Raw genomic sequence first — 15,151 nt, forward strand, 5'->3', positions numbered from 1 at the left:
CGCGTTTGGATATTGGCCATATCAACCAACTGTTTTTCATCGGTGCCCTGTTGGTGGCGGCCAGCATCCTGATGAGCTCGTTGTCGACACGCCTTGGCGTGCCGATCCTGGTCATCTTTCTCGCCGTCGGTATGCTCGCCGGTGTCGACGGCATCGGCGGCATCGTTTTCGACGACTACTCGCTCGCCTTTCTTATCAGCAACCTGGCGCTGGCCATCATCCTGCTCGACGGGGGTATGCGGACCCGCGCGGCGACCTTCCGCGTTGCACTCTGGCCGGCGTTCTCGCTGGCCACCGCTGGCGTCGTGGTCACCTCCGGCCTCACCGGCCTCGCCGCCGCCTGGCTTTTCGACATACCGCTGATGCAGGGCTTGCTGATCGGCGCGATCGTCGGCTCGACCGATGCGGCGGTGGTGTTCAACCTCCTTAACGGTCGCGGGCTGAATGAACGCGTCGGCTCGACGCTGGAGATCGAATCGGGCAGCAACGATCCGATGGCGATGTTCCTCACCGTCGCACTGATCGACATGATCGCCTCGGGCCAGACGGGCTTCGGCTGGGGCTTCTTCCTCAACCTGGTACAGCAGTTCGGCATCGGCACCCTGCTGGGCCTCGGCGGCGGCTGGCTGCTGTTGCAATTGATCAACCGCCTCTCGGTCGCCGACGGCCTCTATCCGCTGCTGGCCGTGGCCGGCGGCATCATGATCTACGCGCTATCAGGTGCCATTGGCGGCAGCGGCATCCTCGCGGTCTACGTCTGCGGCCTGCTGTTGGGCAACCGGCCGATTCGCAACCGCCACGGCATCCTGCACATGTTCGATGGCCTCGCCTGGCTCAGCCAGATCGGCATGTTCCTCGTGCTCGGCCTATTGCTCACACCCAGCAACCTGTTGCCCATCGCCCTCCCTGCGCTGGCGCTGTCGCTGTGGATGATCCTCTTCGCTCGTCCACTCGCCGTGTTCATCGGTCTGTTGCCGTTTCGCAGTTTCCAATTGCGCGAGCGCCTGTTCATCTCCTGGATCGGCTTGCGCGGCGCAGTGCCGGTGATTCTCGCCGTGTTTCCGCTGATGGCCGGGCTGGAGAATGCACAGCTGTTCTTCAACGTGGCGTTCTTCATCGTGCTGGTGTCGCTGCTGCTTCAGGGAACCACGCTGACCTGGGCCGCGAAGAAGGCCAAAGTCGAGGTGCCGCCCTCGCCTATGCCGATATCCCGCGCCGGCCTGCAGATCCATACCACCAGCCAGTGGGAACTGTTCATCTACCGACTCAACGCCAAAAAATGGTGCGTTGGCGCGGCATTGCGTGAGCTGAAGATGCCAGCCGGTACGCGCATCGCGGCACTCTTTCGAGGCCGTGCGCTATTGCACCCTTCCGGCAGCACCCGCCTGCAGGTGGATGACATTCTTTGTGTGATCGGTCATGAAGAAGATCTGCCGGCCCTCGGCAAGCTGTTCAGCGAGGCGCCAGAACGCGGCCGGGACATGCGCTTCTTTGGTGATTTCATCCTTGAAAGCGAAGCCGAGATGAGCGCACTGGCCGCGCTTTATGGCCTCAAGCTCGGCGACATCGATGGCCGAATGCAGATCGGCCAATTCATTGCAGAACGTGTCGGCGGTAAACCCGTCACCGGCGACCAGATCGAGTGGAACGGCCTTATTTGGACCATCGCCGCCATGGAGCACGGCCAGGTGCGCAAGGTCGGCCTGAAGTTTCCGGAGGGCAACAAGCCCGGCCCTTCGCTGCACTTCTGACGCGGCGAGCAAACGGGCCCCGCCAGCACCGAGCGGGGCTTCCGATCTATGGACTCGCCTCGCCCTGTCGCAGCCCTTAGACTCGCACTCTTTTTTCATACCTCGATGCGACCCATGGCTCCCTTGCGCACCTTTCTCCTGGCGACCCTGCTCGCCCTCGTTCCCGTATCGGGCTTCGCCCAATCCGTACCCGGCCTGACCGGCAGCCAACCTGCCGAAGAAGAAGCCAAGCCGGCCCAACCGAGCGCCAGCGAGCGCGCCAAGGGCTTCGAGGAACAGGCCGCGGCGGCCACGAAGCGACTGGCTTCAGTGAAGGCCGAGCTGGCCAACGCGCCCAAGGAGATCAGCGAATCGCAGCGCGATCTGGCGAAACTCAAGGCCAGCGACGCGACGGACCTGGCCGGCAACCTGGCCAAATTGAAAGTACCCGCGCTTGAACAACGGCTGGACGAACGCGTCGCCGAACTGTCCGCGTGGCAGGCCGCACTGACGGCCGCCAACAGCATGATCATCAGCGCCCAGACCCGCCCCGAGCGAGCCCAGGCCGATATCGCCAAGTTCCAGACTCGCATCGACGAAATCAACAATCTGCTCAAGGGCGGCCGCGAAAACGGTAAGCCAATGAGCGACGAGCGCCGGGCCCTGTTGAACGTCGAAAAGGAATCGCTCATCGCACAGATCGAGCTGCGCCGAAGCGAGCTTGCCGGCAACAGCCTCTTGCTCGACCTTGGCGTAGCGCGACGCGATTTGCTCTCCGAGCGTATCGCCCGTGCCGAACGCGAGACCATGGCGCTGCAGACTGCAATCAACAACAAGCGCCGGGAGGAATCCGAACAAACGGTCGCCCAGTATTCGTTGAAAGCCGAGAAGGCGGGGTCGGACAAGCTGCTACCCGCCGAAACCGAGGAGAACCGCAAGCTATCGGGCTACCTGCTGCGGGCTACGGAGCGCCTTAACGACCTCACCCAGCAAAACCTGCAGACCCGGCAACAACTCGACACCCTCAACCAGGCAGATCAGGCACTCGAAGAACAGATCGCTGTGCTCGAAGGCAGCCTACTGTTATCGAAGATCCTGTACCAGCAGAAACAAGCCCTGCCGCAACTGAGCCTAGACAAGGATCTCGCCGACGAGATTGCGGACATTCGCCTGTATCAGTTCGAACTCAACCAGCGCCGCGAAACGGCCGGCGACATTGCGGGCTATGTCGAGGAGCGACTGGCCAGCCAACCAGCAGGCGAGGTCACACCGGAGCTGCGCAGCGCCCTCACTGAGCTCGTGCGCACCCGCAGCGAATTGCTCGACCGGCTCAATCATTCGCTCAATGCGCTGCTCAGTGAATCCATCACCCTGCAACTCAACCAACGGCAACTGCAGACCAAGGCCGCGGCCTTGCGTGAGACGTTGGACGAGCAGATGTTCTGGATCCCAAGCAACAAACCGCTCGACCTGGACTGGTTCAAAAGCGTCCCGACCCTGCTCGATCGTCAGCTGCGTGCAATGCCCTGGAGCTCGGTATTCGAAGCGCTCGGCGCAGGTTTGTTGGAGCGCCCCCTGTTCTTCGTCCCGCTTCTGCTGCTAATTGGCCTGTTGCTGTGGCGCCGCGAAGCGATCAACGCCAAGCTCGACTCGCTCAGTGCAGACATCGGGCATTTCCGCAACGACAGCCAGCTGCACACCCCTCTGGCCCTATTGCTGAACCTGTTGCTGGCGCTGCCTGGCGCACTGTTCCTCGCCCTGTGCGGCTACCTGCTTCAGATGGACGGCCGGGGGCAGAACATCAGCCTTGGCGCGGCTTTCTACCAGATGGGGCAAGCCTGGCTGGTGTTCTACAGTGCCTACCGGATGCTCTCACCCAACCGCGTCGCGGAAACGCACTTCGGCTGGTTCCGCCCGCAGGTCACCTTCCTGCGCAACGAGATTCGCCGCCTGGGTCTGGTCGTCATGGCGCTGGTCGCGGTCGTGGCCATTGCAGAACATCAACCTGGGAGCCTCGTTGATGACGTGATCGGGATCGTCGTGGTGCTGGTGTGTTTCGCCATGATGAGCTGGCGCCTGACCCGGCTGTTGTTGAAAGGCCCATCGAGCCACAACGCACCGCCCTTCCGTCGTTTTATCGGGCTGCTGTTCAGCATCCTGCCGCTGGCATTGATCGTGGTGGTGGGCTTCGGCTACTACTACACGGCGCTCAAGCTGACCGGCCGCCTGATCGACACCCTCTACTTGTTGCTGGCCTGGATCGTCATCGAGGCCACGCTGATCCGCGGCCTGACCGTCGCGGCGCGGCGGCTCGCCTATCAACGCGCCCTGGCCAAACGTGAGGCCCAGGCCGAAGAGACGTTGGATACCAGCGAGTCCGCCGGCGAGGCCGGGCTGGATATCGAGCAGGTCAATCAACAGTCCCTGCGTCTGACCCGCCTGGCGATGTTCGGCTTGTTCTTCGTGGTGCTCTACTGGGTCTGGTCGGATCTGATCAGCGTCGTGTCCTACCTGGATAACGTGGTGCTCTACGAATTCGTCAGTGGCTCGGGCGATACGGCTGCAACCAACGCCATCACGCTGAACAACCTGCTCGGCGCGCTGCTGATCGTCGCCATCACGATTGCCGTGGCGCGCAACCTGCCCGGCTTGCTGGAAGTGGTGGTGCTATCCAAAATGCGCCTCGCGCAGGGCAGTGCCTATGCCACAACGACACTGCTGTCGTACTTTCTGGCCGGCATCGGCATCGTCTCCACCCTGTCGACGCTCGGCGTCAGCTGGGACAAGCTTCAATGGCTGGTCGCGGCACTCTCGGTCGGCCTCGGTTTCGGCATGCAGGAAATCTTCGCCAACTTCATTTCCGGCCTGATCATCCTGTTCGAGCGGCCGGTGCGCATCGGCGACGTGGTGACCATCGGCAACCTCTCCGGCACGGTAAGCCGCATCCGCATCCGCGCCACTACCATCACTGATTTCGATCGCAAGGACATCATCGTCCCAAACAAGACCTTCATCACTGGCCAGTTAGTGAACTGGTCCCTGAGCGATACCGTTACGCGCGTGACGATTAGAGTTGGCGTGGCCTACGGCTCGGATCTTGAGCGCGTGAAAGCGCTGCTTTACAAGGCCGCGCAGGACAACCCTCGAGTGCTGAAAGACCCGGAGCCGCAGGTTTTTTTCCTCACATTCGGCGAGAGTACACTCGACCACGAACTGCGCATCCATGTGCGAGATCTGGGCGACCGCAACCCGGCGACCGACGAAATCAATCGCTACATCGATCGCGAGTTCAACAAGGCCGGCATCAACATTGCGTTCCGCCAGGTGGACGTGTTCCTGAAAAACCTCGACGGCAAAGTACTGCAGCTCGGCGCCACCCCCCGGCCAGCTACGCCGCCCGCCGACGGTCAGGCCTGAGGAACGTCACCCTCGCGGCGGCCTCCAAATTCATGCGCCCATAATTGGGCGCTATTGCTCATAACGCCGGAGCCCTCGTGAAGACGCTCACCGAACTCGACTTCGACAACCGCTTCGCCCGCCTGGGCGATGCGTTCTCCACCGAGGTGACACCGCACCCGCTGGACAACCCGCGATTGGTCGTCTCGAGCGAGGCAGCCATGGCTCTGCTCGATCTCGATCCGGAGCAGGCCGCCGAGCCGTTGTTTACGGAGCTTTTCGCCGGCCACAAGCTCTGGAGCACCGCCGAGCCGCGCGCCATGGTCTATTCCGGCCACCAGTTCGGCAGCTACAACCCGCGTCTCGGCGATGGCCGTGGCCTGCTGCTTGGCGAGGTGCGCAATGAGGCCGGTAAGCATTGGGACCTGCACCTGAAGGGCGCAGGCTTGACGCCCTATTCACGGATGGGCGACGGGCGCGCCGTGTTGCGTTCCTCGATTCGCGAATTCCTGGCCAGCGAGCACCTGCATGCCCTGGGCATTCCCAGTTCCCGGGCGCTGTGCGTCACCGCCTCGGACACGCCCGTCTACCGCGAGCGCCCGGAACAGGGCGCGATGCTGCTTCGCCTGGCCCCGAGCCATGTGCGGTTCGGCCATTTCGAGTTCTTCTACTACACCCGTCAGCACGAGGAACTGCGGCTCCTGCTCGACCACGTGATCGCCTGCCACTTCGCTGATTGCCTGGAGCACCCGGAACCCTACCAGGCTTTTTTTCAGCAGGTACTCGAGCGCACCGCCGCGCTGGTCGCCCGGTGGCAGGCCTACGGCTTCTGCCACGGCGTGATGAACACGGACAACATGTCGATCCTTGGCATCACCTTCGACTTCGGGCCCTACGCCTTTCTTGACGATTTCGACGCGCGCTTCATCTGCAACCACTCCGACCACGCCGGCCGCTATTCCTACGAGAACCAGGTACCCATCGCGCATTGGAACCTCGCCGCCCTTGCCCAGGCGCTGACGCCTTTCATCGACGTCGAGCAATTGCGCCATACGATGGAATTATTCCTGCCGGCATACGAACGGGAATGGCTCGACCTGATGCGAAAGCGCCTGGGCTTCGAGATGGCCGATGACGGCGACAAGGCGCTGATTCAACGCTTGCTGCAACTGATGCAGGGCAGCGCCATCGACTACACCCGGTTCTTTCGTGAACTGGGCGACCGGCCGGCGGAGCAGTCGCTGGCCCGCCTGCGCGAGGATTTCATCGACATCCGCGCCTTCGACGACTGGGCCGCCGATTACCGCGCCCGAAGCAATCGCGAGAACGGGGATTCCGAGGCGCGCCGGACACGCATGCATGCCGTCAACCCGAAATTCATCCTGCGAAACTACCTCGCCCAGGAAGCGATCGCAGCGGCCGAAGCCGGCGACTACGCGCCGGTACGCGACCTGCATGCCGTGCTCAGTCACCCTTTTGACGAGCAGCCCGGCCGTGAGCGTTACGCCGAGCGCCCGCCGGAGTGGGGCAAGCACCTGGAAATCAGTTGCTCATCCTGACGGGACGCCTGCGCAAATTGCTGCGCAGCACGGCCGCTGTAGCGACCCGACGCGACGTGCAATGCCCCGCCTCGACTGGCCTGGCGATCACCTGCGCAACAACTTGCACAGCTCAAGGCAGAATGTTGCTCAGCAAAATGTGAGCAGTCGCGCATCAGCGTGATCATGAACTCGCGGAAATTATCTAACTTATTGTTTACAAATGATTTTTTTGGACTGGCACGCCGCTTGTATTCCTGTTGAGGCCAATCCGGCATTCAACAAGGCAAGGAGAGCGTTCATGCCAACACCCGCGTATCTGTCCCTCGAAGGCACCAAGCAAGGCCTGATCACCGCAGGCACTTTCACCGAGGACTCGGTCGGCAATATCTTCCAGGAAGGACACGAAGACCAGATCCTGGTGCAGGCCTTCCAGCACCAGGTCATCATCCCGCGCGACCCGCAGTCGGGTCAGCCCACCGGCCAGCGCGTGCACAAGCCGCTAATGATCACTAAGGTGTTCGACAAGTCGTCGCCGCTGATCTTCAACGCCCTGACCTCCGGCGAGCGTCTGAACAAGTGCCGCCTGGAGTGGTACCGCACCTCGTCCACCGGTACCCAGGAGCACTACTTCACCATCGAACTGGAAGATGCGGTCATCGTCGATGTGCAGTCGCGCATGCCCAACTGCCAGGACCCGAACATGTCCCACTTCACCCACCTGGAAGACGTCTACTTCACCTACCGCAAGATCGTCTGGACCCACGAAGTCTCCGGCACCTCCGGCTCCGACGACTGGCGTGCCCCGATCGCCAGCTAAGACCAAGGCGACGCGCGGCACCCAAGGCTTCGGTCCGGCACGCCCGGCCGAAGCCTTTTTGCGAAGCAGTAGTACAAATCCGAACCGCGGCACCGCAATGCGCGACCCAGCGCACCGCACGACGGCCAGCGCGTGGTACATCAGAGCCCCTCGCGCGCCCTGGCGCACCCAAGGACGGAACCAGGAGGAACACGGATGTTCGCCCCCGCCAACCAACCTCATTTTTCTCTGCAGGTCGAAGGCTTAGCGCACGACCTGCAGGTGCTCGCCTTTACCGGTCGCGACGCCATCAGCGAGCCCTACCGCTTCGAGCTGGAGCTGGTCAGCGAGCGCCCCGACCTGGACCTCGAGGATCTGCTGCAGCGCTCGGCCTACCTCTCGTTCGACACCGAGGGCGCTGGCGTACACGGGCACATCCACCAGGCCGCACAAGGCGAATCCGGCAAGCGCCTGACGCGCTATCACGTAGTCCTCATGCCGCGCCTCGCCAACCTGGCCCGCCGCACCAACCAGCGCATCTTCCAGCACCGCTCGGTGCCGCAGATCGTTACTCAGGTGCTGGAGGCGCACGGCATTCTCGCCGGCGACGGTCATCGGTTCGATCTGGGGCCGGTGGTCTATCCCGAACGCGAATACTGCGTGCAGTACGACGAAAGCGACCTGCACTTCGTCCAGCGCCTCTGCGAAGAAGAAGGCATTCACTATCACTTCCAGCACAGCCCCAGCGGGCATGTGCTGGTTTTCGGCGACGACCAAACGGTCTTCCCGACGCTCAAGCCAGTCGCCTACCAACAGGACAGCGGGCTGGTCGCCGACGAAACCGTCATCAAGCATTTCGGCGTCCGCTTCGAAACCCGCACAGGCCGCATCACCCGCCGCGACTATGATTTCGAGAAGCCCCGCCTGACGCTCGAAACGACGGCGCAAGGCAACAGCCAGCCGGACCTCGAGGACTACGACTACCCGGGCCGGTTCACCGACCGCGAGCGCGGCAAGCAGCTGTCCCGACGCGCCGTGGAACGCCACCGCCACGACTTCGAACAGGCCGAGGGCGACGGCGACCACCCTCGGCTCGCCAGCGGCCACTTCCTCCCGCTCCAGGCGCACCCCCGCAGCGACTGGAACCAGCTCTGGCTGCTCACCGAGGTGCTGCACGAAGGCAAGCAACCGCAGGTGCTGGAAGAGTCGATCACCAGTGATATGGCGCTACGCCGGTCGGCAGCCTCGTCCCATCGGGGAGAAGGGGAAACAGACGACTCGTTCCAGCAGGGCTACCGCAACCGCTTCACCGCAACGCCGTGGGCCGTCCCCTATCGCCCCTCCCTGCGCCATCACAAGCGCCGCATTCTGGGCAGCCAGACCGCGGTGGTCACCGGCCCTGCAGGCGAGGAGATCCACTGCGACAAGTACGGCCGGGTCAAGGTCCAGTTTTTCTGGGACAGGGAAGGCCAAGCCGACGACAAGACCAGTTGCTGGTTGCGCGTCAGCTCAAGCTGGGCCGGCGACCGCTACGGCGCCATCGCCATCCCGCGTGTCGGCATGGAGGTGCTGGTCACCTTCCTCGAAGGCGACCCCGACAAGCCGCTGGTCACCGGTTGCCTGCACCACGCCGAACACGTCGTGCCCTACGACCTGCCGGCGAACAAGACCCGCTCCGTCTTCAAGACGCTCAGCTCGCCCGGTGGTGGCGGGTATAACGAACTGCGCATCGAAGACCGCAAGGGCGCCGAACAGATATACATCCACGCCCAGCGCGACTGGGACGAGAACATCGAGCACGACCAGAAGATCCGCGTCGGCCACGAGCGCCACGACACCGTCGAGGCCAACAGCTACAGCGAATACCGCGCCGAAGAACACCGCACCACCCACGGCGACCGCAAGACCGACATCCGCGCCAACGACCACCTCATCGTGGGCAACAGCCAACACCTGAAGATCGGCACCGGCCAGTTCGTCGAGGCCGGCAACGAAATCCACCTCTCCAGCGGCCTCAAGGTCGTCCTCGAAGCCGGCAGCGAACTGACCTTCAAGGCCGCAGGTAGCTTTATCAAGCTCGACGCCAGCGGCGTGACGCTGGTGGGACCGGTGATCCGGGTGAATTCGGGTGGTAGTCCGGGTAGCGGCACTGGAGCGGCGCCGATATTGCCGGGCGCGGTGAAATCGGCGGATGCAGATAAAGCCGGTGGGCTGTTGATTCAAGCACAAAAGCAGGCCTTGCAGCGCAAGCAACCTCTGTGTGCCATCTGCGAAGCTGCAAAGCAGGAGGCCGCTCATGTCGACCCATGATTCGCTTAGTTTGCCCTCGGACTTGCCCTGGGACTCGCCGGCTTACTTGCTACTCGACGGTATTAGCGTTAAAAACCTGCCCAAGCGGCTCTACGAATGGGCCGAGTCGCCAGACTTCGACGTCGTTTATCTGGAAACACCATGGGCTGAGTTGAGCGATGTCTCGCCTTGCCTTGTACGTCTTGGCGGGGAGCACGACACGGCACTGGCTGCATTTGAAAGAAACAGCCACGAAGAATGGGGCTTCCTGCTGTTCAGTCATGCCGATAGGGATGCGCTGCTAAAACACCTGCGCTGGTTGGTCTGCGTCAGTCATCCATCGGGAGAAAAGTTGCTGCTGCGTTTGGCCGACCCAGCCGTCATGCATGCCCTACTGAACCAAGCTACACAAGATAACGATGCAACGTTTTTTGGCCCGATCGAGCAAATCGTCGCTGCTGATCGCACCGAAAGCGCCTGGCATCGACATCAGCGGCCTAGCTCAACGTTCATCACACAACAGGATCGCCCCTATCAACTGTCCGATAAGCAATTGGACAGCCTTGGTGATGTGGCTTTTCGCGGCATCCTGATCAGCCTCGACGGGCACATGCGCGACTATTTCCCCCATTACCAATCCACACTGAACCCAACCCGGCGTTGGCAACATTTGCGCGCCCTGGCGGAACGCGCCTACAGCTTGGGTTTCAACAGCGAATACGACATCACGCTCTACGCCAATATCTTCGGACTGCTGGGCGCCGACGCGCTGGATAGGCACCCGGACATTGCCAGCCTGGTGAACCAATTTTCCTCGCTCGCACCCACTCAGCGGATCGAACAGGCAGCGGATCTGGCCTATGCGCGCGCCTCGTCAGCGAAAAGGACTTCCTGATGACTGCAAAGAACCCCAACTTGGCCGACAAGACCAAGAGCGACGCCAAAAGCCCCATCGGGGCCTGTCCGCTGATGAAGAACAAGGTGCAGCTATTGCCCCTGCGTTACGGCCTGGTTGAGCGTCTAGACCCGTCGGCGGCCCTGAGCCTGCCGTATCGACTCAAATCGAGGCCGCTGGGCATCCGCCTGATTCGTGATGGCTGGTTGTACGTGATCGAAAACGAAACCGGCTACCTGCACGAATACCGCGTCGAAAAAGGTCTCGTAAGCAAATTCGTTTGGACGGGTACAGAGGCTGCAAAGGATAAGAGGCAGGGGCAGCTGGCGGAAAACAGCCTGGTTTTCGCACGTGGCAGTACGCTGCATGTGAGCTTTTCAGACGTTCAGTGGACAGCCTTCAAGTGCTCACAGATGTTGAAGAGCCGTAAGGAACGCGAGCACTTCATGCAACGGGTGGATCTTTCCAGGGCGACTTGTGCTGATGGCGGAGAGCATCTGCTCACCAGCCAGCAGGCTGAGAAGTGGTTGGCCGAAGTGGCAGAGCAGCCGTCTGGCAGCACACCGCCTCCGGGTACCAATCCGCACGAAGGCCAAGACTACGTTTGGGAAAGCGCCCCGCTGTATAAAAAAACCACCATCGGCCTGGTCAAGAAACAACTGCTCCCCATCTACGAACATGACCACCTTTACCTGGTATTCAAGGACAGCCTGGGCGTCATGCAGGATCTGGCGGAGGAACAGGACGCCGTGGTTGGCTGGATCGAAAAATGGATTCAGCAGAGCCGCAACGACCTCAAGTACAGCATCGGCAGTTACATCGAAACCCTGATGGTGGTGAACGACGATACGGCCAAGCGTGCCGGCACCCGTGGTGCTCTGTTCGAAAAAACCACGCCCGCGCAGCGCCAGACGATTTACGACTACCTCAACGCCCGCAATGACCTCAAAGGCATTCAAAGCAGCAGCCCGGCGACAGCTCATTACCCAGGGCGAGGGTTCGATGCCAAGACGCGAGCTGCTAGGGCGGATGTCGCGGCCAAGAAGCAGACTATGCAGAAGGCATTAGGTGAAGATCTCTACGCCGAGCTGGAAGATGATATCGAAGCACTAGAAGACCAGTCTGATGCCACGCTGGAAGGCAAAGGCCTGGGCGCGCGAGGCATCCATGACCTCGTGCGCCACAAGGAGATGCGGCAATACCTCGAACAGGAGCGTGCTCACCTAAAACGTTGGAATGCGCGCCTAGACCGCATCACAGAGGATCGCGTCAAGCTGTTCACCGCAACCGAATATCACCGCAGCGCCTGGTACTTCGACACTCAAGTGCCGGACCAGCTGATGAAAGCTCTGATTATTGAGCAAAATTGCGTGCGCGACCTGTGTCGTACCGAAGACAGCCTCAAGGCGGTCGGCGAATACTTCCACAAATATCCCTATTACATACTGCCTGCCTTCGCCAGCCGGCTGGATTTGAATTTCCTGACGGGCAAATCAGGGGACCTAATCAAATGGCTCGACGATGCACGCAACCTGAAAAGCAGCCTCGGCGATGCCCAGGTTCGCCTGCAGGAAATCCACACCCTGCTGGGCAACCATTGGACCAACAGCCTTGACCTCAATGCGGCAGCCCAAGCGGCCAGCCACGCCGCCAACGCTGCCTATTCCCCAGCCGTAGCGCTGCGCCTGCAGGATTGGCTGGCGGGCGTGCAAAGCAAGCTGAACAGCCCGGACCTGAAAGCCCACCTGGATAAGCTCGGCGCCTACAGCAACCGAGCGCACCGCCTTGGCAACTTGGCAGCGCTGAAGGCGCACGGCGCCAACTTGCAGGTGGCCACCGAACAGGATGTCAGCCTGTTCAAGTCGCGCCTGACGACCCTGATCCAGCTGATGGATAGCGAAGATCAATTGAAGGCCCAGCGTGACCAAGCCAAGACCGACAGCAAGCGGAGCACGATAAGCGAGGCCGAACGGCAAAACGCCAAGGTGCAGAGGCAGCAACTCAATCAGCAATTGGCCATCAATCGCCAGCAGCGCATGGCGCTGGTCAATCAGATCCAGGACAGCGTGATCGTTACCAGCACCGTCCAGGTCGGCTTTGTCGGCGTCAAACTTAAATTGGATGCCTCCCAGCAAAGCCTGCTTAACGAAGAAATCCGCCGACTGCGCTTGGGCCCGCTGGGCGCCTACGGCGAGGCGGGGGGGCATATGGCCGCAGTTAAAAGCAGTGCGTTGCCGTTACTGGCACTGTTTCTTCAGGCGCGGAATTTGGGGGATGCGTGGGATACGTGGATTTCACACGCACAAAAAGGCTCTGCTACAGCAAAAGATAAGATTATTTTTGCTGGAGCCATATCGGCCCCAATAGCATCAGCCTTTTCGGTCTATCAAAATGCACATATCGCACTGGTGGATAGAGCTTTTAAATCTATCGTGGCTAGTTCAGCTGGAAAAGGAGGGATGCAATTCGCCGTAAAGCTGGGCAAGTTGGGACTCGGTCTGGGGGTGGTGATTTCTCCATTAGCCCTGCTGGCCTCTGCGGGTACGTCTTGGAGCAACTGGAATAAATGGCTGGATGCTACGCGCACGGGCACGGCTAGCGAGCAGGCCGGTGCTCTGATGGCTCTGGCCGGCGATACGAGCAGTACCGCAGTCAACGTGGCAATCACGGCCAAGGCATTCGCCGAATTCGGCGGCCTGATGATGGAGGCCTCACGCGCCGCCCCAGGTCAGCGTGTCGCGGTTATGGGCAGTGCCTGGGCCACGCGCGGTGTGCGCTTCCTGAGTTTTTCCGCACGCCTGACGCCTTGGGGCCTGGCCGCCACCGCTTTGCAGTTTGGAGGCGAGGCGCTTTACAACTATGCCAATCTCGATGATCAACAGCGCTGGATGCAGGGCTGCTGCTGGGGCCTGGACAGTCAGGGGTGGGACTGGCCCACCCATGCGCAAAAGCTGGCCGAAGCCACCATGCGCCCGCAGGTCAGCGATAAAGGCACGCTCAAGCGCCCGCTGGATGGCGAGCCGATTCGGCGCCTGGTGCTCAGCCTGCCCGGTATTAGCCTGGCCAGCTTGCGTCAGCACCCGTTGCGTCTGACCGCCGAGTGGGACTACCAACGAGGTTGGCCCGCGCAGGATGTTGGTGCACAGGTGTGCAATTCCCTGACCCTACTCAGTGATAACCCGCTGACCCTGGCCCTCGATATTTCGCCTGACTGGGTCGGCGCACAGTCGCACTTACGCTTGCGCCTGGCCGTCCAACCCGAGCTGGCCAACAAGCCGCTCAAACACGACGATGCTTACCTGTACTATGCCGTACCGTTGCACCCGAGTGCCGCGCGCGAGCCGATCAAAGGCTGGACCGCAGTTGGCCCAACGCGCATAGCCCCTCAGTGGCTCGCCATCACCCCGGAGTTCCTGCATGCCTCAGGATAAATATGACCGCCTGCCCCATACGGGAGATTTCGAGCGCGAAAATGGTACTGAAGTCTTCTACCTGTCGCCCAAGCCAGTGCCCACTGGAATGCCGGCGCTCAGTGGTCAGCAATTACAACAGGAGAGTAATGAGATATTTTTGGATATAGGAGCAGGTCAGGCTAACGTTGAATTTGCCGCACGTTCCTACTTTGGCTCAATCATGACTTTGGTCATTTTTTTTTCCTTATTCAATATTTTTTCGGCATCAACATCTTTTTATTATGGATGGCCTTTTTGGATATCCCTACTAGAGAATGCCGTGAATCCTTATATGTGGGGGTTCACCGGATTTATTGTCTCTCTAGCTATATTCAACATGTTCCGCATCATCCGCAATATCAGCGCCCGTTCTCCCATTCGCTTCAACCGCCAGCGCCGTGAAGTCGCTCTGGTGTTTCGAGGTGAGGAGCCCGTTTATGTCCCCTGGGAAGAGGTGATCGCCTGCGTCTCCGCCAGCCGCATTATCACTCAGTATGCGGTGATGCCCAGCTTTGCCCTGATGCTCGGCCTGCGTAACGCCGAAACAGGTGTCGTCTATTGGGTCACCATTCCCGGTGGCAACCTGGGCTTGGTAGTTAGCGAATGGGAGGCCATTCGGGTCTATATGGAGCAAGGGCCTGCAGCGCTGCCAACGCCCTTGTTGTCGGATGAGGAATTCCAAGAAGGCACCGTGGCCTACTTCCAAATGTGCCGTCAGGTATATCGCAAGGAACACTGGTGGATACGCTATGCCTTCGGCTTTCTGCTGATCCAATTTTGCAGTGGCTGGACCTTGCCCTGCCATATCGCCCAATGGGTCAAGCGCCGCCCTAAAGCCGTGTTCCCCCAGGAAGTGTTGGACTGGTCGAAGCCCCTGCCCCTCGACCAATACGCCAAGCCCAGCCAGGCCTTGCTCGAGGAAAGCGCAGCCGTGCGCAAGGCCTACGCCCAGGGCCGAACCATGCTCGATTACTACCAGGCAAAATTCAGCGAAGAGCCAGAGGTCCCCGTGGCAGCTACGGAGTAAGCGCCGGGGCTACGCGTATGGCCCC

8 protein-coding genes are annotated in these 15,151 nt (G+C 61.1%); all 8 read left to right on the plus strand.

The window, feature by feature from the left end; genetic code table 11:
• Window positions 1-5 precede the first annotated feature (5 nt).
• The 8 genes from KXR72_RS16660 to KXR72_RS16695 all read left to right on the plus strand — a co-directional run bounded on the left by KXR72_RS16660 (window position 6) and on the right by KXR72_RS16695 (window position 15,126).
• Window positions 6-1,751, plus strand: coding sequence for a potassium/proton antiporter (locus KXR72_RS16660; protein WP_437422211.1), 1,746 nt, complete (start codon window positions 6-8; stop codon window positions 1,749-1,751).
• Between the two features lie 114 nt (window positions 1,752-1,865).
• Complete coding sequence (gene mscK / locus KXR72_RS16665) at window positions 1,866-5,147, plus strand: mechanosensitive channel MscK (RefSeq protein WP_437422212.1); 3,282 nt, start codon at window positions 1,866-1,868, stop codon at window positions 5,145-5,147.
• Between the two features lie 77 nt (window positions 5,148-5,224).
• Window positions 5,225-6,685 carry a protein adenylyltransferase SelO gene (gene selO / locus KXR72_RS16670; RefSeq protein ID WP_437422213.1) on the plus strand — a complete coding sequence of 487 codons (1,461 nt, stop codon included), beginning with the start codon at window positions 5,225-5,227 and terminating at the stop codon, window positions 6,683-6,685.
• Window positions 6,686-6,965: 280 nt separating this feature from the next.
• Entirely contained in the window at window positions 6,966-7,484 is a 519-nt protein-coding gene (locus KXR72_RS16675) for an Hcp family type VI secretion system effector (protein WP_217476091.1), read from the plus strand.
• Between the two features lie 195 nt (window positions 7,485-7,679).
• The gene (gene tssI, locus KXR72_RS16680; protein ID WP_437422214.1) at window positions 7,680-9,773 is read left to right on the plus strand and encodes a type VI secretion system tip protein TssI/VgrG; all 2,094 of its coding nucleotides are present in this window, start codon (window positions 7,680-7,682) and stop codon (window positions 9,771-9,773) included.
• Window positions 9,760-10,647 carry a DUF4123 domain-containing protein gene (locus KXR72_RS16685; protein WP_437422215.1) on the plus strand — a complete coding sequence of 296 codons (888 nt, stop codon included), beginning with the start codon at window positions 9,760-9,762 and terminating at the stop codon, window positions 10,645-10,647. Before tssI ends, KXR72_RS16685 begins: the two co-directional genes overlap by 14 nt.
• 74 nt (window positions 10,648-10,721) lie before the next feature.
• Entirely contained in the window at window positions 10,722-14,078 is a 3,357-nt protein-coding gene (locus KXR72_RS16690) for a toxin VasX (RefSeq protein WP_437422511.1), read from the plus strand.
• Window positions 14,065-15,126 carry a DUF6708 domain-containing protein gene (locus tag KXR72_RS16695; protein WP_437422216.1) on the plus strand — a complete coding sequence of 354 codons (1,062 nt, stop codon included), beginning with the start codon at window positions 14,065-14,067 and terminating at the stop codon, window positions 15,124-15,126. Before KXR72_RS16690 ends, KXR72_RS16695 begins: the two co-directional genes overlap by 14 nt.
• Window positions 15,127-15,151 lie beyond the last annotated feature (25 nt).

This window comes from Stutzerimonas chloritidismutans, assembly GCF_051486945.1.
In the GTDB taxonomy this organism is placed as follows: Bacteria; Pseudomonadota; Gammaproteobacteria; order Pseudomonadales; family Pseudomonadaceae; genus Stutzerimonas; species Stutzerimonas chloritidismutans_B.

Excerpts from the sequence above, each read along its gene's own strand:
- mscK (WP_437422212.1), top strand. The coding sequence starts at position 1,866 with ATGGCTCCCTTGCGCACCTTTCTCCTGGCGACCCTGCTCGCCCTCGTT.
- KXR72_RS16675 (WP_217476091.1), top strand. The coding sequence starts at position 6,966 with ATGCCAACACCCGCGTATCTGTCCCTCGAAGGCACCAAGCAAGGCCTG.
- KXR72_RS16690 (WP_437422511.1), top strand. The coding sequence starts at position 10,722 with ATGAAGAACAAGGTGCAGCTATTGCCCCTGCGTTACGGCCTGGTTGAG.
- KXR72_RS16695 (WP_437422216.1), top strand. The coding sequence starts at position 14,065 with ATGCCTCAGGATAAATATGACCGCCTGCCCCATACGGGAGATTTCGAG.
- KXR72_RS16685 (WP_437422215.1), top strand. The coding sequence starts at position 9,760 with ATGTCGACCCATGATTCGCTTAGTTTGCCCTCGGACTTGCCCTGGGAC.
- tssI (WP_437422214.1), top strand. The coding sequence starts at position 7,680 with ATGTTCGCCCCCGCCAACCAACCTCATTTTTCTCTGCAGGTCGAAGGC.